At 67.0% G+C, this 24,023-nt stretch carries 16 protein-coding genes, 1 tRNA gene and 1 riboswitch; of the genes, 4 read left to right on the top strand and 13 right to left on the bottom strand.

Annotation, left to right across the window (positions count from 1 at the left end; all coding sequences use genetic code 11):
* Positions 1-17: 17 nt before the first annotated feature.
* The 3 genes from HND92_RS17510 (at position 18) to HND92_RS17520 (ending at position 4,289) form a co-directional block, all read left to right on the top strand.
* Positions 18-1,496 carry an NAD(P)-binding domain-containing protein gene (locus HND92_RS17510; protein WP_172208789.1) on the top strand — a complete coding sequence of 493 codons (1,479 nt, stop codon included), beginning with the start codon at positions 18-20 and terminating at the stop codon, positions 1,494-1,496.
* Positions 1,493-2,602, top strand: a complete 1,110-nt coding sequence (locus HND92_RS17515) for a peroxidase-related enzyme (RefSeq protein ID WP_172208791.1) — start codon at positions 1,493-1,495, stop codon at positions 2,600-2,602. Before HND92_RS17510 ends, HND92_RS17515 begins: the two co-directional genes overlap by 4 nt.
* Before the next feature lie 171 nt (positions 2,603-2,773).
* A riboswitch (glycine riboswitch) is annotated at positions 2,774-2,885 on the top strand.
* Positions 2,886-2,978: 93 nt separating this feature from the next.
* Positions 2,979-4,289: a D-amino acid dehydrogenase gene (locus HND92_RS17520; protein WP_172208793.1), complete on the top strand. Its 1,311-nt coding sequence runs from the start codon at positions 2,979-2,981 to the stop codon at positions 4,287-4,289.
* Between the two features lie 71 nt (positions 4,290-4,360).
* Here the strand turns inward: HND92_RS17520 and HND92_RS17525 are convergent, their stop codons facing one another.
* The gene (locus tag HND92_RS17525; protein ID WP_172208795.1) at positions 4,361-5,626 is read right to left on the bottom strand and encodes an FIST N-terminal domain-containing protein; all 1,266 of its coding nucleotides are present in this window, start codon (positions 5,624-5,626) and stop codon (positions 4,361-4,363) included.
* A 40-nt stretch (positions 5,627-5,666) separates the two neighbouring features.
* Positions 5,667-6,590: a PhaM family polyhydroxyalkanoate granule multifunctional regulatory protein gene (locus HND92_RS17530; protein WP_172208797.1), complete on the bottom strand. Its 924-nt coding sequence runs from the start codon at positions 6,588-6,590 to the stop codon at positions 5,667-5,669.
* Between the two features lie 220 nt (positions 6,591-6,810).
* On the opposite strand from HND92_RS17530, the gene HND92_RS17535 reads away from it, so the two are divergent.
* Complete coding sequence (locus HND92_RS17535) at positions 6,811-7,230, top strand: HU family DNA-binding protein (protein WP_011806976.1); 420 nt, start codon at positions 6,811-6,813, stop codon at positions 7,228-7,230.
* A 48-nt stretch (positions 7,231-7,278) separates the two neighbouring features.
* Here HND92_RS17535 and HND92_RS17540 read toward each other — a convergent pair whose 3' ends face one another.
* From HND92_RS17540 to rplJ, 11 genes are all read right to left on the bottom strand, one after another.
* Positions 7,279-8,067, bottom strand: a complete 789-nt coding sequence (locus HND92_RS17540) for a tyrosine-protein phosphatase (RefSeq protein ID WP_172208799.1) — start codon at positions 8,065-8,067, stop codon at positions 7,279-7,281.
* A gap of 323 nt (positions 8,068-8,390) precedes the next feature.
* Positions 8,391-8,466, bottom strand: a tRNA-Phe gene (locus tag HND92_RS17545).
* Between the two features lie 63 nt (positions 8,467-8,529).
* Positions 8,530-9,228 carry a response regulator gene (locus HND92_RS17550; RefSeq protein ID WP_011806978.1) on the bottom strand — a complete coding sequence of 233 codons (699 nt, stop codon included), beginning with the start codon at positions 9,226-9,228 and terminating at the stop codon, positions 8,530-8,532.
* 36 nt (positions 9,229-9,264) lie between these two features.
* Positions 9,265-11,457 (bottom strand): ATP-binding protein, encoded by a 2,193-nt coding sequence (locus HND92_RS17555; protein WP_371814901.1) that lies wholly within the window; start codon positions 11,455-11,457, stop codon positions 9,265-9,267.
* Between the two features lie 92 nt (positions 11,458-11,549).
* Complete coding sequence (locus HND92_RS17560) at positions 11,550-12,161, bottom strand: DUF4390 domain-containing protein (RefSeq protein WP_371814902.1); 612 nt, start codon at positions 12,159-12,161, stop codon at positions 11,550-11,552.
* 10 nt (positions 12,162-12,171) lie between these two features.
* Positions 12,172-13,545, bottom strand: coding sequence for a 16S rRNA (cytosine(967)-C(5))-methyltransferase RsmB (gene rsmB, locus HND92_RS17565; RefSeq protein WP_172208801.1), 1,374 nt, complete (start codon positions 13,543-13,545; stop codon positions 12,172-12,174).
* Positions 13,542-14,114 carry a LemA family protein gene (locus tag HND92_RS17570; RefSeq protein ID WP_172208803.1) on the bottom strand — a complete coding sequence of 191 codons (573 nt, stop codon included), beginning with the start codon at positions 14,112-14,114 and terminating at the stop codon, positions 13,542-13,544. The genes rsmB and HND92_RS17570 overlap by 4 nt, the downstream gene beginning before the upstream one ends.
* A 146-nt stretch (positions 14,115-14,260) precedes the next feature.
* Positions 14,261-18,490: a DNA-directed RNA polymerase subunit beta' gene (gene rpoC, locus HND92_RS17575; RefSeq protein WP_172208805.1), complete on the bottom strand. Its 4,230-nt coding sequence runs from the start codon at positions 18,488-18,490 to the stop codon at positions 14,261-14,263.
* 130 nt (positions 18,491-18,620) lie between these two features.
* The gene (rpoB, locus tag HND92_RS17580) at positions 18,621-22,745 is read right to left on the bottom strand and encodes a DNA-directed RNA polymerase subunit beta (RefSeq protein ID WP_088888203.1); all 4,125 of its coding nucleotides are present in this window, start codon (positions 22,743-22,745) and stop codon (positions 18,621-18,623) included.
* A gap of 273 nt (positions 22,746-23,018) precedes the next feature.
* Positions 23,019-23,399, bottom strand: coding sequence for a 50S ribosomal protein L7/L12 (rplL, locus tag HND92_RS17585; protein WP_011806985.1), 381 nt, complete (start codon positions 23,397-23,399; stop codon positions 23,019-23,021).
* Between the two features lie 49 nt (positions 23,400-23,448).
* Complete coding sequence (gene rplJ, locus HND92_RS17590) at positions 23,449-23,955, bottom strand: 50S ribosomal protein L10 (RefSeq protein ID WP_011806986.1); 507 nt, start codon at positions 23,953-23,955, stop codon at positions 23,449-23,451.
* Positions 23,956-24,023 lie beyond the last annotated feature (68 nt).

The following is a 24,023-nucleotide window of genomic DNA, read 5'->3' on the forward strand; positions in this document are numbered from 1 at the left end:
TTTCTTCGACGTCCTCCATGTCTTTTTCGCTTCCCCTGGGGGCGGCCGGCCTGGCCGCCCTCGAAGACCGCCTGCGGCACGACCTGCTCACCCTCAACTGGCGCGCCCGCGCATGGCTGCCGCCTCGCACCCATGAAGGGCAGCCCGTCATCGACGTGCTCATCATCGGCGCCGGCCAGGCGGGCCTGGCGGCCAGCATGGCGCTGGCGCAGCAGGGCATTGCCGCCGTGCTGCTGGACCGCGCGCGCGCCGACTACGAGGGCCCCTGGGCCACCACGGCGCGCATGGACACGCTGCGCTCGCCCAAGGAGCTCACCGGCCCCGCGCTCGGCGTGCCCTCGCTCACCTTCCGCGCCTGGTTCGAGGCCCAGTGGGGCCGTGAGGCCTGGGCCGCGCTCGACAAGATCCCGCGCCTGCAGTGGATGGACTACCTGCGCTGGTACCGCCGCGTGACGCAGGCCGACGTGCGCAATGAACACACCGTCACCGCCGTGCACCCACGCGCCGACGGCCTGGTGGCGGTGGACGTGCAGACCCCCACCGGCCACGCCACCTGGCTGGCGCGCCGCGTGGTGCTGGCCACGGGCCGCGACGGCCTGGGCGGCCCGCAGGTCCCTGCCTTCATGCGGGGCGTGGCCCACGCCGCACAGGGTGGCCTGTGGGCGCATTCGTCCGACGTGCTGGACTACGCCACGCTCAAGGGCAAGCGCGTGGGCGTGATCGGCATGGGCTCGTCCGCCATGGACAGCGCCGGCACGGCGCTGGAATGCGGCGCCGCCAGCGTGGACCTGATCGCGCGTCGCGCGGTCATGCCCACGGTGAACAAGTCCAAGGGCTCGGGCGTGCCCGGCCTCACGCAAGGGCACCACGACCTGCCCGACGCATGGAAGTGGCGCATACGCCACTACATCAACGTGCAGCAGGTGCCGCCGCCGCACGGCAGCACGCTGCGCGTGTCCGGCCACGCCAACGCCTTCTTCCACTTCGGTTGCGCAGTGCAGGACGTTACGCAGGTGGGCCACGCGCTGCACGTGGCGACGGCCAAGGGTACGTTCGCATTCGACTTCCTGGTCCTCGCCACAGGCTTCGTGATCGACTGGGCACAAAAGCCCGAATTCGCGCCGTTTGCGCGCCATGTCCGCACCTGGGGCGAGCGCTACCAGCCGCCCGCCGGCGATGAAGACCGCGAACTGTCCGACTCGCCCGACCTCGGCCCGGTGTTCGAATTCCGCGAGAAAGCCGCCGGCGCCTGCCCCGGCCTGGACCGCATCCACTGCTTCTGCTACCCGGCGGCGCTGTCGCACGGCACGGTGTCGGGCGACATCCCCGCCATCAGCGACGGTGCACGGCGCCTGGCCAGCGGCATCGCCGGCCTGCTGTACCGCGAGGACGTGGAGCACCACTTCGCCGCGCTGCAGGCCTATGCCGAGCCGGAACTGCTGGGCGACGAATGGACGCCCGCCGACACCTCCCAACGCATCCTGCCTTCGCCATGACCGACACCATCGACCAGCTCGCCCGCCTGGGCCATGCCCCCCATGCCCAGGCCGCGCGCCAACAGCGCGCCAAGGCCATCACCGCCACCCAGGCCTGCGAAGACCTGCTGCTCGCGCCAGCACTGCCCGGGGGCCTGGCGCTGGCCGAGCGCCTGTCCGTGGCCCAGGCCGTGGCGGCCGCCAGCGGCGTGGCAACGCTGGCCGACCATTACGGCGCGCGCCTGGCCGGCCTGCCAGCCCCGCTGGCGGATGCGCGCTGGCAAGCCATCACGCATTTCACGCAGCTGCTGGCTACGCAGCCCGCCGCGGCCGACCGCGCGGCCCTGCTCGCCCTGCCCCAGGCGGGCCTCGCCACGCCGGACGTGGTGCTGCTCGCGCAGCTCATCGGCTTCGTGGCCTACCAGGCGCGGTTGGTGGCAGGCGTGGCGGCGCTGGCCGCCCTCGGCCCCGCGGGCACCGCAGCCACGGCGGTCGCTCCCACCACGCCGGACGCGCCCTTCGTGCACCCCGCCAACCTGCCCCCGCCCGGCGAGCCGCTGCGCCTGGCCGGCTACACCAGCGAGACGCTGGACTGGAAGGCCTGGCTGCCCGTGGTGGACCCCGCAACCGCCAGCGCCGAGCAGAACGCCGTGCTGGACGCAAGCCACCCCAAGGCACGCACGTCGGACTTCTACCTCGTGCTGGCGCACCAGCCCCGCGTGCTCGCCGAGCGCTCGGAGGCGTTCAACGCCATCATGTACGCGCCTGGCGGCCTGCCGCGCGCCGAGCGCGAGGTGGCCACCACCGTGGTCTCGCGCATCAACGGCTGCGTGTACTGCGCGGCGGTGCATGCGCAGCGCTTCGAGCAGCTGGCCAAGCGCAACGACGTGATCGCGCAGATCTTCGCCGACCCCGACAGCGCCGGCACCAACGCCCGCGAACGCGCCCTGGCGCAGGCCAGCGCCGCGCTCACGCGCGCGCCCGGTGCATTCGGGCCGCAGCACATCGCGCCGCTGCGCGCTGCGGGCCTGAGCGACCTGGAAATCCTGGACACGGTGCACGCCGCCGCGCTGTTCGCCTGGGCCAACCGCCTCATGCTCAACCTGGGCGAAGCGGTCTACCCCTGAGCATGCACCCGGCGCCCCGCCCTGAGAGCGTGTTCATGGTTTGAGGGTTAGCCCGCTGGGGGCGCCGCGCCCGGGCCGCTACGATGGCCGGCGCAGGAGAGCAAACGGCTGCATGCCGTTTCACCGAAGGCGCAAACTCCCATACACGCTCAGGTTCCGTACTGCATACCCACACAGCCGTCTGGAGAGCCGCCACGCCCGCCGTGGCGCACCGAAGGAGCAAGTGCCGCGCACGGTCCCGCGCGGCATGAATCTCTCAGGTACCAAGGACAGGGGGAGCGGCAGCCAGGCCAGGTCGCGCCCGCTGTTCGCTATTCATTCAATAGCTGCTCGCGCGCGCCCTGCCTGCGCAAACCTTGAAAAAGGCTTGTAAACCATGCGCGTGATCGTTCTGGGCGCCGGCGTCGTCGGCACCACCTCTGCGTACTTTCTCCAGCAACTCGGCCACGAGGTCACCGTCATCGACCGGCAGGCTGTGCCCGGTGCGGAAACCAGCTTCGCCAACGGCGGCCAGATCTCGGTCAGCCACGCCGAGCCCTGGGCCAACCCCGGCGCGCCGCTCAAGGTGCTGCAGTGGCTGGGCAAAGAGGATGCGCCGCTGTTGTTTCGCCTGCGCGCGGACATGCGCCAGTGGCTTTGGAGCCTGCAATTCCTGCGCGAATGCACGCCCGCGCGCACGCGCCACAACATCGAGCAGATCGTGAGCCTGGGCAGCTACAGCCGCAGCACGCTGCAGCAACTGCGCGCCGACACGGGCCTGCAGTACGACCAGCGCACACAGGGCATCCTGCACTTCTACACCAGCGCCCAGGAACTCGACGCCGCGCTGGCGCCCGCCGAGCAGATGCGTGCGCTGGGCTGCCACCGCCGCGTGGTGGATGCCGACGAGGCCGTGCGCATCGAGCCAGCCCTGGCCCACGTCCGCCCGCAGCTGGCGGGCGCCACCTACACGGCGGAGGACGAGTCCGGCGACGCCCACCTGTTCACGCGCGCGCTGGCCGGCGTGGCCCAGGCCGCGGGCGTGCAATTCCGCCTGGGCTGCCACATCACCGCGCTGCACCCGGCGGGCGGCGCCATCGACCATGTGGAGATCACCAACGAGGCCGGCGGCTACGAGCGCGTGCGCGGCGACGCCTACGTGCTGGCGTTGGGCGCATTCAGCCCGCTGCTGGCCCAGCCCCTGGGCCTGCGCCTGCCGATCTACCCGGCCAAGGGCTATTCGGTGACGCTGCCGGTGCGCGACACGGCCGCCGCCTACCAGGTGAGCCTGACGGACGATGAGTACAAGCTGGTCTTCTCACGCTACACCAGCGCGCAGGGCGACCGGCTGCGCATCGCGGGGACGGCCGAGCTCAACGGCTACGAGCGCGCACTGAACGCCGTGCGCTGCGAAGCCATCGTGCGGCGCGTGGAGCAGCTCTTTCCCGGCGCGGGCGATGCGAGCCAGGCGCAGTTCTGGAGCGGCCTGCGCCCCGCCACGCCGAGCAACGTGCCGCTGATCGGCAAGACGCGCTACGGCAACCTGTTCCTGAACACCGGCCACGGCACGCTGGGCTGGACCCACGCCTGCGGCTCGGGCAAGTCCATCGCGCGCATCGTGAGCGGGCTGGAGCCGGAGCTGGACTTCGCGTTCTGCGGCCTGCCGCGCCCTGCTGCGGCGCCCCGCCCCGCCGTCATCGGCGTTTGAGCAAGCGCCACGGCGCTATGCATTGCATAGCTGCTTGCGCTTGATGGACGGGCGCTAGAGGCCAAAAAGGCTTATAAAGCCCCGTCCGATGCGACGAACACCGTCAGCACGCCCGTGTAGCCATAGAGCCGGTGCGCGGCGATTTCGCCGCCGGCGAAGAAGCCCGCCAGGGGCACGTCGCCCAGCGCATGGCGCACGATCTGCAGCTCGGCGCTGGGCCCACCGAAGTGCGGCCCGCCGCGGCCCGAGCAACTCACATACAGCGCACCGCAAATGCGCCGGCCGCCCGCCGGCTCGGCATGCGGCGCGCTGCCTGCGGCGGGCAGCGCCTGCGCCTCTTCGAGTTGGGGCGATAGCTCCTCACGGATCTCGGCGCAGATGCGCATCAGGTCGGCACGGGCCGCGCCGACGTTGCGCTGGCAGAAGGCCAGGCGCATGCCCACCTCGACATGGTCACCCAGCGCCACGCCGCTGCGCGTCGCGTCCAGCCCGACGATGTGGCGCACGCGCGTGTCGGCGCCGAAATGGCCCGTGCGCTGGCGCTGCGGTGCGTCCGCGTCCTCCAGCCCTGCCAGCGTGGCGCGCACGGCGCGCAGCGCGGCCTGGGCGTCGCCCTGCAGCGTCACGCCCAGCGTGTCCAGCAGCACGTCCAGCGCGGGCTCGCCGTCCAGCTCCAGCACCACGTTGTCCTGCACGGCGGTGATGGCCGCCTGCGCGCCGATGGGCTGGCAGCCCTGCGTGACGCGCGAGACCAGTTCCACCTGCGCATCAAAGGCCACGCCCGACAGGCCGCCGTGCAGCACGCCGTCGCCCTCGCCGCCGGCGGGCAGCGCCAGCTGCACCTGCGCCCCGCGGCTGGCCACCACGCCGCCAAACAGGTAGCCGCTGCTGGTGCGGCCCGCCATCTCGGCCACCAGGTCCGCCAGTTCGGGGGTCTGGCCGTCCGCATGCACCAGCGCCGTGTGGGCCGCAAAGCCCACCCCGGCCGCATCGCCGTGCGCCAGCGGCGCCACGCCCGAGAACACGCGGTAGTGCGCGCGCGGCAGGTCGCACAGCATCAGCGAGAGCGCGGGTTCATCGAAATATTCGACGTTGTTGCCCGCCACGCCCACGCCGACCGCGCCTGCCCAGTCGGTGACCGTCGGCAGTTCGCGCCGCAGCAGGTCCAGCAGGGCCGCGGCATCGTCCGCGTAGTGGTCGGTGATGTAGAGCAGCCCCAGCGTGGGTGCACTGGCGTACTGGGGCAGCGCCATCTGCGCCCGCAGTTGCGCCAGCACCAGCACCGCGGCCATGTGCCACTGCGGATGGGTGGCGTGTGCATTGGGAAAGAGTCTCATGTGTCAGCCCTGCGATGGGGTACAGGCGCCGCCGCGCAGCTCAACCTGCCGGCCGCCGCGTGCGGGACGCGGCAGCCTTTTCGGTTGGCGATGGTGCGGGGGCACGCTTGGCGCCCGCGTTGGCCACGGCAGCCCGCTTGGCGGCCGGACGTGCCTTGTCGTTGGCCTTGTCGTTGGCCTTGCCGCCCGGTTGGGTCGCCGGCCGGGCGGCCGCCTTTGTGGAAGGCTTACCGGCGGCAGGTGCGGGCGTTGCCGCAGGCGCCGCACCGGCGGCCTGCGCCGCCGCGCGCATGCCGTGCATGCCCTGCGCGGCCATCTGCGCCGCCATGCTGGAGGCGGTCTTGAGTGCACCGCTGGCCATCTCGCGCGTGGCGTCGAAGGCCGCCTGGTGCGTGCCCGCATCCCGCAGGGCATGCGCCGCGATCTGCTGGAACTGGCTGGTCAGCGCACCCCACCATTGCATCGGGTCGGCCACGCCCTTGGTCTGCTCGGGCGCTGCTTCATCGTCCGGTGGTGTTCGCGCGCTACGCGCCGCCGAGGCGTCGTTTGCAGGGGATTGCGCCTCCGGTGCGGGCGCGGGCGGAGAGGTGAACGGAAACGCGGACGGTGGCTCGGCGGCTCGTGCGGCGGGCCGCTCCTTGTCCTGGCCTGCGGCGGCGCCGAAGCTCGCGGCCAGGTCGCCCATCGCCACGTTCATGTCCTGCAGCGTGGCCAGCGTCATCTTCTGCACCTCCAGCGCCTGCACGGTGGCGGCCAGGGCGCGCGCGTTCTGCTCCAGCCAGAACTGCACGGCCTTGAGGTCCTGGATGCGCTTGTCCAGCTCGTCCACACTCACCGTGGGCGCCACCCAGCCCGACAGCCCCGGCATGGTGGGCATACCCGCCGCAGCGCCCTTGGCCAGGTTCTGCAGGAAATCAAATCCCGGGACGAAACGCCCGAAGCCGAAAGGGGTGCTATCGCTCATGGCCTGCTCCTGGTGCATCAGGGAATGGTTGCACAGCTTACCCGCATGCGCGCCACCCGTGCGGCATGTGCGTGCCCTGTGCCGTCCACAGGCCCGCGATAGCGTGGTTTTCTCGCGCAAACCCGCATGAATAGGGCACCCCACGCGCACAGACAGCGCCTAGAATCCGATCACCAGCCTGGCTGGCCTGCTTCTATACACCTTACAACGATCCGACATCATGGCAACTGCAAAGAAGACCACCGCTCCGGTGAAAAAGACCGCCGCCAAAAAGGCTGCGGCACCTGCCAAGAAGGCAGCCGCCCCCGCAGCTCCTGCTGCCATCAAGCCCGTGAAGGAAGCCTTCACCAAGACCGCGCTGATCGCCCACCTCGCCACGCAGGCGGGTGTCGAGCCCAAGGCCGCCAAGGCCGTGCTCGCCGCGCTGGAGACGGCCATCCTGGCTTCCGTGCACAAGAAGGGCTCCGGCGAGTTCACGCTGCCCGGCCTGCTCAAGATCGGCCTGCAGCAAGTGCCCGCCAAGAAGAAGCGCTTCGGCAAGGACCCGTTCACCGGCGAAGAGCGCTGGTTCCCCGCCAAGCCCGCATCGGTCAAGATCAAGACCCGCGCACTGAAGAAACTCAAGGACGCCACGCTCTGACACCGTGGCGCGGGTTTCGCAAAAAAAGCAGCCTCCGGGCTGCTTTTTTTATACCCGAGCGGCCCAGGGCGCACGGCCGCGGCGCCAGTCCGGCAACGGCTGCAGGTACAGCTGCGCCAGGCGGCTGCGCGCGGCATCGTCCACGCCCAGGCGTCGCTCCAGGTAACGCTGCACGCCGCCGTGGTCCTGGTCAACGGCTTGCAATGCGGCCTCCAGGAAGTCCTCCTGCACGCGCCAGATCACGTTCAGCACCTCCTGCGGCGCAGAGCTGCCCAGCCCCGCGGGCCGACGATACAGCGCGTTAGTCAACAGGTAGTCCTGCATGACCACCTCGCGCGACACGCCGAGCGCCAGCAGAATCAGGGCCGCGGCGAAACCGGTGCGGTCCTTGCCCGCAGTGCAGTGAAAGACCAGGGGGGAATCCTCTGCCAGCAACTGCCCGAACAAGCCCGCAAACTGCTGCGCGTTGTCGGAAACAAAGGCGCGGTAGGTGTCCTGCATCAGCCCTACCGCAACGGGTGCCGTGATCTGTTGACCCGCTACTGCCAGTTCCTTGGCGCGCTGCACGACGGTCGGCTCGATCGGCAGCGCGTGATAGCGCACCTGCGGCAGCGCATACGACTGGGCCGCGCTCTCCACCGGCCCGCGAAAGTCCACCGAGCGGGTCAGCCCCAAACCGGCCAGCACCTGCGCGTCCTGCGGTGTCAGGGCCGCCAGATGATCGGAGCGGAACAACCGGCGCCAGCGTACCGTGCGTCCATCCAGCCCCGCATAGCCTCCCAGATCACGGAAGTTGGACGCCCCCGTCAGCGAAAGCGTGCGTGAAAAGTCTTGCATCCGGTCACTGTAGTTCAAAGCCGTCACACGCTCATGACACATGAGCGTACATGCAGCCCGAAGTGTCGCCCTGCGTAGAGCTGCCCGCAGCGCGGGATCTTTGGGGCATGGGAGAGTGCCTGGCTTCCGTACGCCCCGCACCCGTGCCTGCAGGTATTGGCTCCCAAAGAAAGGACTACCGTCCCGCGAAAGAAACAAGGCCCCGAATCACGGAGAGGTCCTGTGCAGCGCTGGAGGATGAGGGTACGCAACAACTGCGTCGTTCCACGCAGCGTGGCAGTGCAGAAACAAAAACGCCCAACCGAGTGGTTGGGCGTTGTATGTGGTGGCCTGGGACGGAATCGAACCGCCGACACAAGGATTTTCAATCCTCTGCTCTACCAACTGAGCTACCGGGCCTGAGCCTTGAATTATAGCCCGAGAAATCGGGGCATGACGCCAAGCTGCAAAATTTTTGCCAATTCACGCGTTGCGTTTGTTGCGCCCGAGGTCCACCCCCAATTGGCGCAGCTTGCGGTAAAGATGTGTGCGCTCCAATCCTGTTTTTTCGGCGACGCGTGTCATTGAGCCGCCTTCGCGGGCGAGATGGAATTCAAAGTAGGCTTTTTCAAAACCGTCGCGCGCCTCACGCAAGGGTCGGTCGAGATTGAAGCCCTGGTGGGACATGGGCGCCTGCTCCATCACCGCAACAACAGGCGCAGGAGCCGGCGCGCCATTGGCAATGGCACCGGTTGTTGCGGGTGCAGGTGCGGTGTTGGTCTGGGCCGGCGCGGCAGCGCTTGCTGGTGGCTGCGCCGTGCTGCGTGCCAGGCCCTGCTCCACTGCCTTGAGCAGCTTCTGCATGGTGATGGGCTTCTCGAGAAAGGAGAAGGCACCGATGCGCGTGGCTTCCACGGCCGTGTCGATGGTGGCGTGGCCGCTCATCATGATTACTGGCATGGTCAGCGTGCCGGCCATGGCCCATTCCTTGAGCAGCGATACCCCGTCGGTATCGGGCATCCAGATATCCAGCAGCACCAGGTCATAGCTGCCATTCAAGCGCGCGTTGCGGGCCTGCGTGGCGTTCTCGGCAAGGTCGACGCTATGCCCCTCGTCGTTCAGAATTTCTGACAACAGGTCCCGGATCCCCAGTTCGTCGTCGACCACCAGAATATTTGCCATGTGTGTAAATGCACCCTTGCTGCACGTGCGGTGTTGTTAGAGCGCCACCGCCGATTCAGGGGCGAATGATAGCGACACTTGTGCGCCCTTCACCACGCCGTCTTCCACGCGGTTGACCAGATCGATCCGCGCGCGATGTTCATCCGCGATTTTTTTGACGACGGCCAGTCCCAGCCCGGTGCCCCGCGGCTTGGTCGTGACGTAGGGCTCGAAGGCGCGCTGTAGGATGTGTGGAGGAAAGCCCGGCCCGCAGTCCGACACCGTCAGCCGCACACGTTGCGCGGATTCACTCCAGCGTGTGCTGATGCGCACGGGCGGCGGTGGAACGCCCCCCTGCTCGGCCGCCTGCTGCGTCGCGTCCTGGGCGTTCTGCAGCAGGTTGTGCACCACTTGGCGCAATTGCTGGGCATCGCCCGAGATCGCGGGGCAGCGCGGGTCCAACTCGGCCTCGACCGGCACCTGCGCGGTCTCGGCGCCATACAAATGCAGCACATCGGCAACCAGTGCGTTCAGGTCCAGCGTGTGCAGTTCCGCAGACGGCAGGCGCGCGTAGTCGCGGAATTCATTGACCAGCCGTTTCATCGCATCCACCTGGTCCACGATGGTCTTCACCGACTTGGTCAGCACGGCCTGCTCTGCCGCAGGCAGCTTGCCTGAGAGCTTGATCTCCAGACGCTCGGCCGAGAGCTGGATCGGCGTCAGCGGGTTCTTGATCTCGTGCGCCAGACGCCGAGCGACCTCGCCCCACGCCTGGGCGCGCTGCGCGGAGACGATTTCGGAGATGTCGTCGAACACCAGCAGCCGCGCCTCGTTGGGCAGTTGCGCGCCGCGCGCCACCAGGCTGGTGCCTTGCGTGGTGACGCCACCGCCCGCCGCGTGCAGCTCAAAGGTCTGCTGCCAGTGGTCCAGACCGTGGTGGTCACGATCCAGCAAAAAGGTATCGAAGTGCCGCTGCACGGCCGCCGCGAAATCCGCCAGCCCCGGCACCTCAGCCAGCGGCCGTCCTTCGTAGGCCGCCAGCGGCGCGCGCAGGACGCGGGTCGCACCAGGGTTGGACGACTGGACGATGCCTTTTTCATCCAGCACGATGACTCCCGACGTGAGGTTGTCCAGGATGGTCTGCAGGTGCCCGCGCGCCGCGTCCAGCGCGTTCAGGCTTTGCTCGACCGTGCCGCGGGCGTCCGCAAGCTGCTGCGTCATCAGGGCAAAAGAGCGCGTCAGCCCGCCCAGCTCGTCCTTGGTCTGGAGCGCGGCCTTGGGCGACAGGTTGCCTGCCGCCACTTCGCGCACGCCGTCGGCCAGCACCAGCAGGGGCCGCGCAAGCTGGTTGCCCAGCACCACGGCGAGCAGCACCGCGCCAAAGACGGCAAGGAACAGGCTCAGCGTCAGCGTGCCGATGTACATGCGCCGCAGCCCGCCGCGCGCCAGCGCGCGTTCCTGGTATTCGCGGTTCGCTTCCTGCACCGCAATGGCGTTGGCGACCAGCGCCTGGGGCAAGGGCACGGTGGCCTGCACGAAGCGCGGCTCGGCCAGCAGACCCACGCCGGGGTTGGCCACCAGCACCAGCGCGCGCACGCGCGCGTTCTCCGCGGCCAGCGGGTCGGTGATGTCGTCCAGGCCCTCGATCTGGAAGGTGACGCGGTCTTGCCGCGCCATGCGGAACTGCTGCGCGCTCGGGCGCTCGGGGTTGAGCATGTAGCGCGATTGCCCGGTGGCGGCGACGGGCTGGCCCGCGGCGTTCCACAGCACGAGGTCGGTGGCCCCCAACTGGTCCCGCATGCGCTCCAGCACCAGGCCCGCGGCCGCATCGGGCACCTGGGCCAACTGGCTGCTGGCGGTGCGCGTCTTGGAGGCCAGGTCGCTGGCAATGGTGTCGAGCGTGACGCGCGCCAGGCTCACACCGGCGGTCAGCGCGCCCTCGACCTTGACGTCGAACCAGCTCTCGATGGAACGCGAGACGAACTGGTAGGACACCACGTAGATCAGCAGCCCGGGGATCACGCCCACCAGCCCGAAGATGCCCGCGAGCTTGAGCAGCAGCCGGCTGCCGAAGCGCCCCCGCCTCAGGCGCACCACCAGGCGCAGCGCGCCCCAGACCAACACGGCCAGCAGCACCAGCGCCACCAGTACGTTCACGCCCAGCAGCCAGGCGAAGTTGCGTTCGTACAGGTCACGGTTGTTGGTGGCCAGCGTCAGCAGGAACAGCAGCACCAATGCGATGGCGCACATCAGCCCCGTGCCGAGGCCCAGCGCCCATCGCACGGCGCGTGCGCGTGTCTCTGCGCGGCGGGCCGAACCCGCGGGACGCGGATCGCCCGCTTTCACCGCGCAGCCTCCACCACGCTCAGCGGCACGCTGCGCGCAAGCACCATGTTCCAGCCCGAGCGGCCCACCGCACCGATCTGCAAGGGCCGGGGCAACTGCGAGGTATCCAGCCGGAACTGGAAGTTCATGACGTAGGTCACGCCTTCATCGACCTGCCCCTCGTCGGCGATCTTCCAGCGCGCGATGCGCTGCATCGATGCCAGCGCATCCTGCAGCGTGTCGAAATTTTGGCCCAGCGACACGCCCAGGCCCGACGGTGCAAAGGGCGTTGACGACTGCACCACACGCCAGCGCCGCGTAAGGGGCTGGTAGCTCAACCGCAGAAAACGGCTGGCCTGCGCCACCACTTTGTCGGACCAGTACCAGCGCTGGCGCACCACCTCGGCCTCGGTGATGAAGAACACGGAAATGCCCTTGTAGAGCGCATCCTTGACGAGTTCGGGGAGTTCCAGCTGCAGCGTGGCCGACAGATACAGTCCCTCGGGCAGCGGGTCGAGTTGCAGTTCAACAATCTCGCCGTGCTGTTGGGCGTGGGCGGCGGGAATGACCGCGCTCCACAGCGCCAGCAGACAAACCAGCGCGGCCCACAGCCAGCCCGGCCTGCGCAGACCGGCACGTTCAGGCGGGGGCCTTGTGCAACAGGGCGTAAAAGAAACCGTCGTGTTCACCCGGCCCATTGTCACGGAGCCCGTCGCGCTTGTCTGGGCTGCCGGGGAATAAATGGCCCGGCGACGGCAGCAGGCGTGCGTCAGTGTTGTGCGCAAGAAACGCTGCGATCTGCCCGTCGCCTTCGGCCCGGAACACCGAACAGGTGCAATACAGCAGCCGCCCGCCGGGGCGCAGCAGCGGCCACAGCGCCGCCAGCAGACGCGACTGCTGCGCGGCCAGCTGGGCCACGTCGCTCTCACGCCGCAGCCAGCGCACGTCGGGGTGGCGGCGCACGATGCCCGAGGCGGTACAGGGCGCGTCGAGCAAGATCGCGTCGAACGGTTCACCACCGCTGGCCTGCTGCCACCAGTCGGCGGGCACGGCGGCATCGGCCACCAGCACCTGGGCACTCAGCCCCAGACGATGCAGGTTGTCATGGATGCGCTCGGCGCGTGCCGCATCCACCTCCAACGCGGTGACCCGCCAAGGGGCCCGCAGTGCGGCGGCCCATTCCAGCAAATGGGCGGTCTTGCCGCCGGGGGCGGCGCAGGCATCCAATAAGCGCAGCGGCTGCGCGGCGTCCAGCCCGTTGAGCAGCAGCGGCGCCGCCATCTGCGCGGCGGCATCCTGCACCGAGACAACACCCTCTGCAAAGCCAGGCAGTTGCTGCACCGGCACGGGGCGTGCCAGCGCCAGCCCTTCGGGGCCTACCGCCATCGCTTCAATATTGATAGCTTCTAACGCTTGCTGGTAAAGCGCTGGAGTGCTTTTTGACTTAGAAATCCGCAGCACCATGGGCGCGGGCGCATTGTTCGCCTGCAGGATCTGCTGCCACTGATCGGGGTGGTCTCGGCGCAGGCGCTGGATCCACCATGCGGGGTGGTTCCACACGGCGACCTCGTCGCCCTGCGTGGCGGCCACCAGCGTGTCGCGCTCACGCAGGAAGCGCCGCAGGCAGGCGTTGACGAAAGACGCCTGCGCCCGCGTCGCGGGGTGGCGCTTGGCGGCCTCGACCGCCTGGTTGACCAGGGTGAACGGCGCGTAGGGAGCGGCCTGCGGGTCCCAGGCCAGAGCCAGGGCGGTGCACAGCAGCGCATCCACCCGCGGCGGTGGGTTGCGGGGTGCCAGCTGGCGGCGCAAGGCCTGTGCGCGCCCCAGGTGGCGCAGCACCTGGAACAGCAGCGCCTGCACGCCGGGGCGCAGCGCGGCAGCCGTGGTCTCCAGCGCCACGGTGCCCGACTGTCCTGCGCGCACCGCCTGCAGCGCCAAGGCGGTGGCGTCCAGCAACTGGCTCAACGCAACCGCGGGAGCCCCCTGCGTCGGGATGGAAGTAGGCTTGTTCACAGCGTCTGCGCCTTCTTGAAGCCGAACAGCCACGCCAGCAGGCTGGCGGGAAACTGGGCGATGGCATGGTTGTACTGAGCCACGGCATCGTTGAACAGGCGGCGCGCCTCGTCGCTGTGCAGCGCCACCTGTTCGCGCCGCACCACCCATGGGGCGAGTGCAGGGGGTGCCACACCTTCGCTCACCTGCGCGGCTTCGCGCACAACGGTCTGCCAGGCGTTCTCCAGCACCTGCGATGCGGCCGCCAGGGCGGCGGCGGCGCCGCTGTCCAGCGGGCGCGCGCGCGCTACTGCCAGCGAGGCGCCGAGTTGCGTGGCCGCGGCCCAAAGGGCGGCATGGGCGTCGTGCGCGCCCGCCGCCGGCGCCGGTTCGTCGCCCACGATGGCCTGGACCGCGCCAGGCGCACCGCGCGCAGCCTCGTACTCACCCAGCAGGGCAATCCAGCGCACCATGTGGGTGTCCAGCCCGCCAAAGGCCTGCAGCGCCGCGGATCGCAGGCGGATGAGCCGGTTGTAGGCGCCCACGGCCCAGAACAGGAACAGGGCGAGAAGTATCCAGGTGGTCAACATGTTCACAGCCGGGGCTTCGCGCCAGCGGGCACGGCCCCTGCCAACCGAGGGATTGGTAACACGACAAAAAAGAAACTCCCGGCCTGCCGGATGGGCAAGCCGGGAGCGTTCAGTACCCGCATGCGAGAGGCGGGACTGGCAACGGCTTAATCAGCCGTGTCGGCGCTGCCGTCGATCTCGGCGGCTGCGTCGTCGGTGCCGGCAGAGGCCAGCTCGGCGGCTTCGGCATCCGCGATGGCGCGGCGCTCGGCCTCGTCCATGGCGTCCTTGGCCTTGCGCGCCTGGTGGTAAGCCAAGCCCGTGCCGGCGGGGATCAGACGGCCCACGATCACGTTCTCCTTCAGGCCGCGCAGCTCGTCGCGCTTGCCCATGATGGCAGCCTCGGTGAGCACGCGGGTCGTTTCCTGGAACGACGCGGCGGAGATGAACGAGTCGGTGGACAGCGACGCCTTGGTGATGCCCAGCAGCACGTTGGAGTACGTGGCAGGGAGCTTGCCTTCGGCCTGCAGCGCCTCGTTGGTGTTGAGGATCTCGGAACGCTCCACCTGCTCGCCGGCGATGTAGGTGGACTCGCCCGGGTTCTCGACCACGACGCGGCGCAGCATCTGGCGCACGATCACCTCGATGTGCTTGTCGTTGATCTTCACGCCTTGCAAGCGGTACACGTCCTGCACTTCGTCAACGATGTAGCGCGACAGCTCCTCGATGCCCAGCAGGCGCAGGATGTCCTGCGGATCGGCCGGGCCGTCGACGATCAGCTCGCCCTTGTTGACCACCTGGCCTTCGTGGACCAGCACGTTCTTTTCCTTGGGCACCAGCTCGTCCCAGACCTTGCCGTCCGGATCGGTGATCTGCAGGCGCACCTTGCCCTTGGTTTCCTTGCCGAAGGAGATCGTGCCGGTCATCTCGGCCAGCATGCCCTTGTCCTTGGGGCTGCGGGCTTCAAAGAGCTCGGCCACGCGCGGCAGACCGCCGGTAATGTCGCGGGTCTTCTGGCCTTCCATCGGGATGCGGGCCAGCACTTCGCCGGGGCCCACTTCCTGGCCGTCGCGCACCTGGATCAGCGCGCCGACCTGGAAGCCGATCGTCACCGAGTGGTCGGTACCGGGGATCTTCACTTCCTTGCCATCGGCGTCCACCAGCTTCACCTGCGGACGCACCACCTTGGCAGAGCCGCGGCGCTTGGGGTCGATCACCACCAGCGTGGACAGGCCCGTGACCTCGTCCACCTGCTTGGCCACCGTGAGGCCTTCCTCGACGTTCTCGAACTTCACCGTACCTGCGTACTCGGTGATGATCGGGCGCGTCAGCGGGTCCCAGTTGGCGAGGATGGTGCCGGCCTTGATGTTCTGGTCGGCCTTCACCGTCAGCGTCGCGCCGTACGGCACCTTGTGGCGCTCGCGCTCGCGGCCGTGCTCGTCCTGGATGATGATTTCACCCGAGCGCGCAATCACCACCAGCTCGCCCTTGGTGTTGGTCACGTAGCGCATCGTGGCGTTGAAGCCGATGATGCCGTTGGACTTGGCTTCCACACTGGACGCCACCGCCGCACGCGATGCCGCACCACCGATGTGGAACGTACGCATGGTCAGCTGCGTGCCGGGCTCGCCGATGGACTGCGCGGCGATCACGCCCACGGCTTCGCCGAGGTTGATCAGGCCGCCGCGGCCCAGGTCGCGGCCGTAGCACTTGGCGCACAGGCCGTAGCGGGTTTCGCAGGTCAGCGCGGTACGCACCTTCACTTCGTCCACGCCTGCTGCTTCGAGCTCTTCGATCAGGTCTTCATCGAGCATCCGGCCCGGCTGCGCCAGCACGGCACGCGTTTCGGGGTGCAGCACTTCCTCGGCCGCGGTACGGCCCAGGATACGGTCGCGCAGGGACTCGATGACTTCACCGCCCTCGACGATGGCGCGCATCAGCGAACCATTCGAGGTGCCGCAGTCGTCCTCGGTCACCACCAGGTCCTGCGTCACGTCCACCAGGCGACGGGTCAGGTAACCCGAGTTCGCGGTCTTCAACGCCGTATCCGCCAGGCCCTTACGGGCACCGTGGGTGGAGATGAAGTACTGCAACACGTTCAGGCCTTCGCGGAAGTTCGCGGTGATAGGCGTCTCGATGATCGAGCCATCGGGCTTGGCCATCAGGCCGCGCATACCGGCCAGCTGACGGATCTGGGCCGCCGAGCCGCGGGCGCCGGAGTCGGCCATCATGTAGATGGCGTTGAACGATTCCTCGTTCACTTCCTTGCCGTTGCGGTCGATGGTCTTCTGGACCTTGAGCTGGTCCATCATCACCTTGGACACGTCGTCGCCGGCCTTGCCCCAGATGTCCACCACCTTGTTGTAGCGCTCGCCGGCCGTCACCAGACCGGAGACGTACTGCTGCTCGATCTCCTTCACCTCGGCTTCGGCGCGGGCCAGGATCTCGGCCTTCTGCGGCGGCACCAGCATGTCGTCGATCGCCACGGAGAAGCCCGCGTGCGTGGCCAGGCGGAAGCCGTTTTGCAGCAGCTTGTCGGCGAACACCACGGTGTCCTTCAGGCCGCACTTGCGGAACGACGCGTTGATGAGCTTGGAGATTTCCTTCTTCTTCAGCGCCTTGTTCAGGTTGCTGAAGGGCAGGCCCTTGGGCAGGATTTCCGACAGCAGCGCACGGCCCACGGTGGTGTCCACGAGCTTGGTCTCGGGCACGAACTCACCCGTCGCCTTGTCCTTGGTCCACTCGGTCAGGCGCACGCTGATCTTGGCGTGCAGCTCGACTTCGCCAGCCTCCAGGGCGCGTTGCACTTCGCCGGTGTCGGCAAAGACCATGCCTTCGCCCTTGCCGTTGATCTTCTCGCGGGTCGCGTGGTACAGACCCAGCACCACGTCCTGCGAGGGAACGATGGAGGGCTCTCCCGACGCGGGGAACAGCACGTTGTTCGATGCCAGCATCAGCGTGCGCGCTTCCAGCTGCGCTTCCACGGACAGCGGCACGTGCACGGCCATCTGGTCACCATCGAAGTCGGCGTTGAACGCGGCGCAGACCAGCGGGTGCAGCTGGATGGCCTTGCCTTCGATCAGGATGGGCTCGAAAGCCTGGATGCCCAGACGGTGCAGCGTGGGCGCACGGTTGAGCATCACCGGGTGTTCCTTGATGACCTCTTCCAGGATGTCCCACACCACGGGCGTGCCGGCTTCCACTTCCTTCTTGGCGGCCTTGATGGTCGTGGCAATGCCCATGGCCTCCAGGCGCGAGAAGATGAAGGGCTTGAACAGCTCCAGGGCCATCAGCTTGGGCAGGCCGCACTGGTGCAGCTTGAGCGTCGGACCCACGGTGATCACGGAACGGCCCGAGTAGTCCACGCGCTTGCCCAGCAGGTTCTGGCGGAAGCGGCCCGACTTGCCCTTGATCATGTCGGCCAGCGACTTCAGCGCGCGCTTGTTGGCGCCCGTCATCGCCTTGCCGCGGCGGCCGTTGTCCAGCAGGCTGTCCACGGCTTCCTGCAGCATGCGCTTTTCGTTGCGCGCGATGATCTCGGGAGCCTTCAGCTCCAGCAGGCGGCGCAGGCGCGAGTTGCGGTTGATGACGCGGCGGTACAGGTCGTTCAGGTCCGACGTGGCGAAGCGGCCGCCGTCCAGCGGCACCAGCGGACGCAGGTCCGGCGGCAGCACGGGCAGCACTTCCAGGATCATCCACTCGGGCTTGATGCCGGACTTCTTGAAGGCCTCCAGCACCTTCAGGCGCTTGGCGTTCTTCTTGACCTTGACTTCGGAGCCCGTCAGGTCGCCGCGCAGCTTCTCGATCTCGATCTCGATGTCGATGCCTTCCAGCAGCTCCTTGATGCCCTCGGCGCCCATCTTGGCGACGAACTCGTCGCCGTATTCCTTGCGCTTGGCGTCGTAGTCGTCCTCGGACATGATGCCGAACTTCTTCAGCGGGGTCATGCCGGGGTCGGTGACCACATAGGCTTCGAAGTACAGCACACGCTCGATGTCGCGCAGCGTCATGTCCAGCACCAGGCCCAGACGCGACGGCAGCGACTTCAGGAACCAGATGTGGGCGCAGGGTGCGGCCAGGTCGATATGGCCCATGCGCTCGCGGCGCACCTTGGTCTGCGTGACTTCAACGCCGCACTTTTCGCAGATCACGCCGCGGTGCTTCAGGCGCTTGTACTTGCCGCACAGGCATTCGTAGTCCTTGATGGGCCCGAAAATCTTGGCGCAGAACAGGCCGTCGCGCTCGGGCTTGAACGTGCGGTAGTTGATGGTCTCGGGCTTCTTCACTTCGCCGAAAGACCACGAACGGATCTTCTCGGGCGAAGCCATGCCGATCTTGATGGCATCGAAATGCTCATCGGGCGTGAATTGCTTGAACAGGTCGAGTAGCGATTTCATGTGACTCTTTCCTTTTCACCTAAAAACATAGCTGCTGGCGCTTGCCACATAAGGATTTGCAAGACAAAACACCTGCAAACCCAGAGGGAGTGAGCGCCAGCCGCTCACTTTTTTAAAAACTCGATCCTGCTCAGGAACGTTCCAACTCGATGTCCAGGCCCAGCGAACGGATTTCCTTGACCAGCACGTTGAACGACTCCGGCATGCCGGCTTCGATCGCGTGTTCGCCCTTGACGATGTTCTCGTACACCTTGGTACGGCCCTGCACGTCGTCGGACTTCACCGTCAGCATTTCCTGCAGCACGTAGGCGGCGCCGTAGGCTTCCAGCGCCCACACTTCCATCTCACCGAAGCGCTGGCCACCGAACTGCGCCTTGCCGCCCAGCGGCTGCTGCGTGACGAGCGAGTACGGACCGGTCGAGCGGGCGTGCATCTTGTCGTCCACCAAGTGGTGCAGCTTCAGGTAGTGCATGTAGCCCACGGTCGTCGGGCGCTCGAAACGCTCGCCCGTGCGGCCGTCGTACAGGTACGCCTGCGTACGCGTCTCGGTCAGGCCCTTGGCCTGGGCGAGGTCGTCCGGGTAGGCCAACTTGAGCATGTCCTTGATTTCCTCTTCGGACGCGCCGTCGAACACGGGCGATGCGAAGGGAACGCCCGAGGTCAGCTCGCGCGCCATGGCCAGGATTTCGTCATCGCTCAGCTGCGACAGGTCTTCCTTGCGGCCGCGCGAGTTGTAGATCTCTTCCAGAAACTTGCGCAGCTCAGCCGTCTTGGCCTCGCGCTGCAGCATGTCGCCGATGCGCTGGCCCATGCCCTTGCCGGCCCAGCCCAGATGGACTTCCAGCACCTGGCCGATGTTCATCCGCGAAGGCACGCCCAGCGGGTTGAGCACGATGTCGGCGGGGGTGCCGTCGGCCATGTAGGGCATGTCTTCGACCGGAACGATCTTGGACACCACGCCCTTGTTGCCGTGGCGGCCGGCCATCTTGTCGCCAGGCTGCAGGCGGCGCTTGACGGCCAGGTACACCTTGACCATCTTCAGCACGCCGGCCGGCAGCTCGTCGCCCTGGGTGAGCTTCTTGCGCTTTTCTTCGAAAGCCAGGTCGAAGCTGTGGCGGGTCTGCTCCAGCGCGTTCTTGATGGACTCCAGCTGCGTGGCGACCTCTTCCTCGGCGGGGCGGATGTCGAACCAGTGGAACTTCTCCACCGAGGCCAGGTAGGCCTTGTCGATCTTCGTACCCTTGGCCAGCTTTTGCGGGCCGCCGTTGGCCACGCGGCCGGTCAGCAGCTTCTCGATACGGTCGAAGGCGTCGGCCTCCACGATGCGCAACTGGTCGTTCAGGTCCAGGCGGAAGCGCTTGAGTTCATCGTCGATGATCTGCTGGGCGCGCTTGTCGCGCTGGATGCCTTCACGGGTGAACACCTGCACGTCGATCACCGTGCCCTGCGAGCCCTGGTCCACGCGCAGCGAGGTGTCCTTCACATCGGACGCCTTCTCGCCGAAGATGGCGCGCAGCAGTTTCTCTTCAGGCGTGAGGGTGGTTTCGCCCTTGGGCGTGACCTTGCCGACCAGCGTGTCGCCGGGCTGCACTTCGGCGCCCACGTAGATGATGCCGGACTCGTCCAGACGGTTCAGCTGCTGCTCGGACAGGTTCGGGATGTCGCGGGTGATTTCTTCCGCGCCCAGCTTCGTGTCGCGGGCCATCACCACCAACTCCTCGATGTGGATCGAGGTGTAGCGGTCTTCGGCCACCACGCGCTCGCTGATCAGGATCGAGTCCTCGAAGTTGTAGCCGTTCCAGGGCATGAACGCGATCAGCATGTTCTGGCCGATGGCGATCTCGCCCAGGTCGGTCGAAGCGCCGTCGGCAATCACATCACCCTTGGCCAGCTTGTCGCCCTTCTTGACGATGGGGCGCTGGTGGATGTTCGTGTTCTGGTTGGAGCGCTGGTACTTGATGAGGTTGTAGATGTCCACGCCGACTTCACCAGCCACGGCTTCGTCGTCGTTCACACGCACCACGATACGGGTGGCGTCCACATAGTCCACCACACCGCCACGGTTGGCCGTCACCACGGTGCCGGAGTCCACGGCCGCCACGCGCTCGATACCCGTGCCCACCATGGGCTTCTCGGGACGCAGCACGGGCACGGCCTGGCGCGACATGTTGGCGCCCATCAGCGCGCGGTTCGCGTCGTCGTGCTCCAGGAACGGAACGAGCGAAGCAGCCACCGACACGATCTGTGCAGGCGACACGTCCATGTACTGCACACGGTCGGCGGACACCAGGGTCGATTCACCCTTCTCGCGCGCCGACACCAGGTCGCCCGTCAGACGCCCTTCGGCATCCAACGTGGCGTTGGCCTGGGCGATGATGTACTTGCCTTCTTCGATGGCCGACAGGTAGTCGATTTCCATCGTGACCTTGCCGTCCACCACGCGGCGGTAGGGAGTCTCGATGAAGCCGTACTCGTTCAGGCGCGCGTACAGGGCCAGCGAGTTGATCAGACCGATGTTTGGACCTTCAGGCGTCTCGATCGGGCACACGCGGCCGTAGTGGGTCACGTGCACGTCGCGCACCTCGAAGCCGGCGCGCTCGCGGGTCAGACCGCCCGGGCCCAGGGCCGAAACACGGCGCTTGTGCGTGATCTCGGCCAGCGGGTTGGTCTGGTCCATGAACTGCGACAGCTGGGACGCACCGAAGAACTCCTTGAGCGCCGCGGAAATCGGCTTGGAGTTGATCAGGTCGTGGGGCATCAGCGGCTCTTGCTCGGCCTGGCCCAGGCGTTCCTTCACGGCCTTTTCGATACGTGCCAGGCCCGTGCGGTACTGGTTTTCGGCCAGCTCGCCCACGCAGCGCACGCGGCGGTTGCCCAGGTGGTCAATGTCGTCCACCTCGCCCTTGCCGTTGCGCAGGTCCACCAGGATCTTGACCACGGCCAGGATGTCGTCGTTGGACAGCACCATCGGGCCGGTGGCTTCGTCGCGGCCGATCTTGGCGTTGAACTTCATGCGGCCCACGCGCGACAGGTCGTACGTGTCGGGGTTGTAGAACAGGCGCTGGAACAGGGCCTGCACGGCATCCTCGGTCGGCGGCTCGCCGGGGCGCATCATGCGGTAGATGGCCACGCGCGCGGCGAATTCATCCACGGTTTCGTCGATGCGCAGCGTCTGCGAAATGTAGGCGCCCTGGTCAAGTTCGTTGGTGTAGATGACCTGCAGGTCCTGCACGCCAGCAGCGCGCAGCTTCTTGAGCAACGCCTCGGTCAGCTCTTCGTTGGCCTTGGCCAGGATCTCGCCGGTGTCGCCGTCCACGATGTTGCGGGCCACCACGCGGCCGATGAGGAAGTCCTCAGGCACGCTGATGTGCGTTGTGCCGGACTGCTCCAGCTCACGCGTGTGGCGCGCCGTCACGCGCTTGTCCTTGGCCACAATCACCTTGCCGGCCTTGTCGGTGATGTCGAAGCGCGCCACCTCGCCCCGCAGACGCTCGGGCACGAACTCCAGCTGAGCACCGCTGTCCATCAGGCGGAAGTTGTCGTTGACGAAGAAGTTCGCCAGGATGGATTCGGGGTTCAGGCCGATGGCCTTGAGCAGGATCGTGACCGGCATCTTGCGGCGACGGTCCACGCGGAAGTACAGGATGTCCTTCGGATCGAATTCGAAGTCCAGCCAGGAGCCGCGGTAGGGAATGATGCGCGCAGAGAACAGCAACTTGCCCGAGCTGTGGGTCTTGCCCTTGTCATGCTCGAAGAACACGCCTGGCGAGCGGTGCAGCTGGGAGACGATCACGCGCTCGGTGCCGTTGATGATGAAGGAGCCCTTATCGGTCATCAGGGGCACTTCGCCCATGTAGACCTCCTGCTCCTTCACTTCCTTGACCACCTTGGACTGCGAGGTCGAGGACTCGCGGTCGTAGATGATCAACTGCACCTTGGCACGCACGGCCGATGCAAAAGTCAAGCCGCGGGTCTGGCATTCGCGCACGTCGAACGCCGGCTTGGCCAGGTTGTATTCAACGAACTTCATCTCCACGAAGCCGTTGTGGGAAACGATGGGGAACGCGGAGTTGAAAGCGGCCTGCAGGCCTTCGATGCTGCGTTTTTGCGGGGCCGTGTCGGCCTGCAGGAACGCGGTATAGGCATCCCGCTGCATCTGCAGCAGGTACGGGACCTTGAGCACACTGTCGCGGCTACCGAAGCTCTTGCGAATGCGCTTGCGTTCGGTATAACTGTACGTGGATGTTTGGGCCATGAGATCTCCGGGCAAGGACATGGAATGGGATCTTCGACGACTGCCCTGCAAGGCGGCCACCTTGCAGGCTTGGCGGTTGGCCACTACCAACCATGGCGGACGGCGATGCGTTGCACATCGCCCGAACCAAGGCGTCTTCTGCTGTCGGATAGTTCAGAAGACACTAGAAAACAGTCCACGGGGGCCGCTTTCTGGTGCGCTCTAAAGTGCGTCCCATAAGCACCAAAGGCTGGAGGCCTTTTGCAAGACCCCCAGCCCAGGAGACAAGGTCGATTACTTGAGTTCGGCCTTGGCGCCGGCTTCCACCAGCTTCTTGACGGCAGCTTCGGCGTCAGCCTTGGCAATGCCTTCCTTGACGTTCTTGGGAGCGCCGTCCACCAGGTCCTTGGCTTCCTTGAGGCCCAGACCGGTGATTTCGCGCACTGCCTTGATGACCGCCACCTTGTTGGCGCCGGCGTCAGCCAGCACCACGTTGAATTCGGTCTTCTCTTCAGCAGCTGCAGCACCGCCGCCGGCTGCGCCGCCAGCAGCGGGAGCAGCCATAGCGGCAGCGCTCACGCCGAACTTCTCTTCAATGGCCTCCACCAGGTCATTGAGTTCCAGGACCGTCATGCTGTCCAGCGCGGTCAAGAATGCGTCTTTATCGAATGCCATTTTGATTTCCTAACAATTGGTTGAGAGGGGGGACGATTGCCACGCTGCCTCAGGCAGCAGCAGGCTCGCCTTCGCCTTTTTTGGCCGCCAGGGCACCCAGCACCACGGCGGTGCGGGAGATCGGCGACATCAGCAAGCCACACAGCTGGGCCAGCAGTACTTCCTTGGTAGGAATGTTGGCCAGTTGCTTCACGCCGTTCACGTCCAGGGCCTTGCCCGCGAAAGCGCCGCCGCGAATCACCAGCTTGTCGTTGGTTTTCGCGAAATCGGCCACCACCTTGGCGGCGGCCACAGCGTCTTCGGAGAAGCCATAGATCAGAGGACCGGTCATCTGGTCGGCCACCACGTCAAACTGGCTGCCAGCCACAGCACGGCGGGCCAGGGTGTTCTTCAGAACACTCAGGCTCACACCCTTGCTGCGAGCTTCCACGCGCAGTTTGGTCATGTCGGCCACCGTGATGCCACGGTATTCCGCGATCACGAGCGTTTGAGCTTTAGCGGCGAGGCTGGTCACTTCATTGATGACCGCTTCTTTCTCACTGCGATTAAGACTCAAGGTCTACTCCTTCATATGCGCACTTCGGACAAGCCTCCGTGCGCGCTCTTGTTGCAGCGACCAACTGT

The sequence above is a fragment of the Diaphorobacter sp. JS3050 genome (genome assembly GCF_013154915.1).
GTDB classification, from domain to species: domain Bacteria; phylum Pseudomonadota; class Gammaproteobacteria; order Burkholderiales; family Burkholderiaceae_C; genus Diaphorobacter; species Diaphorobacter nitroreducens.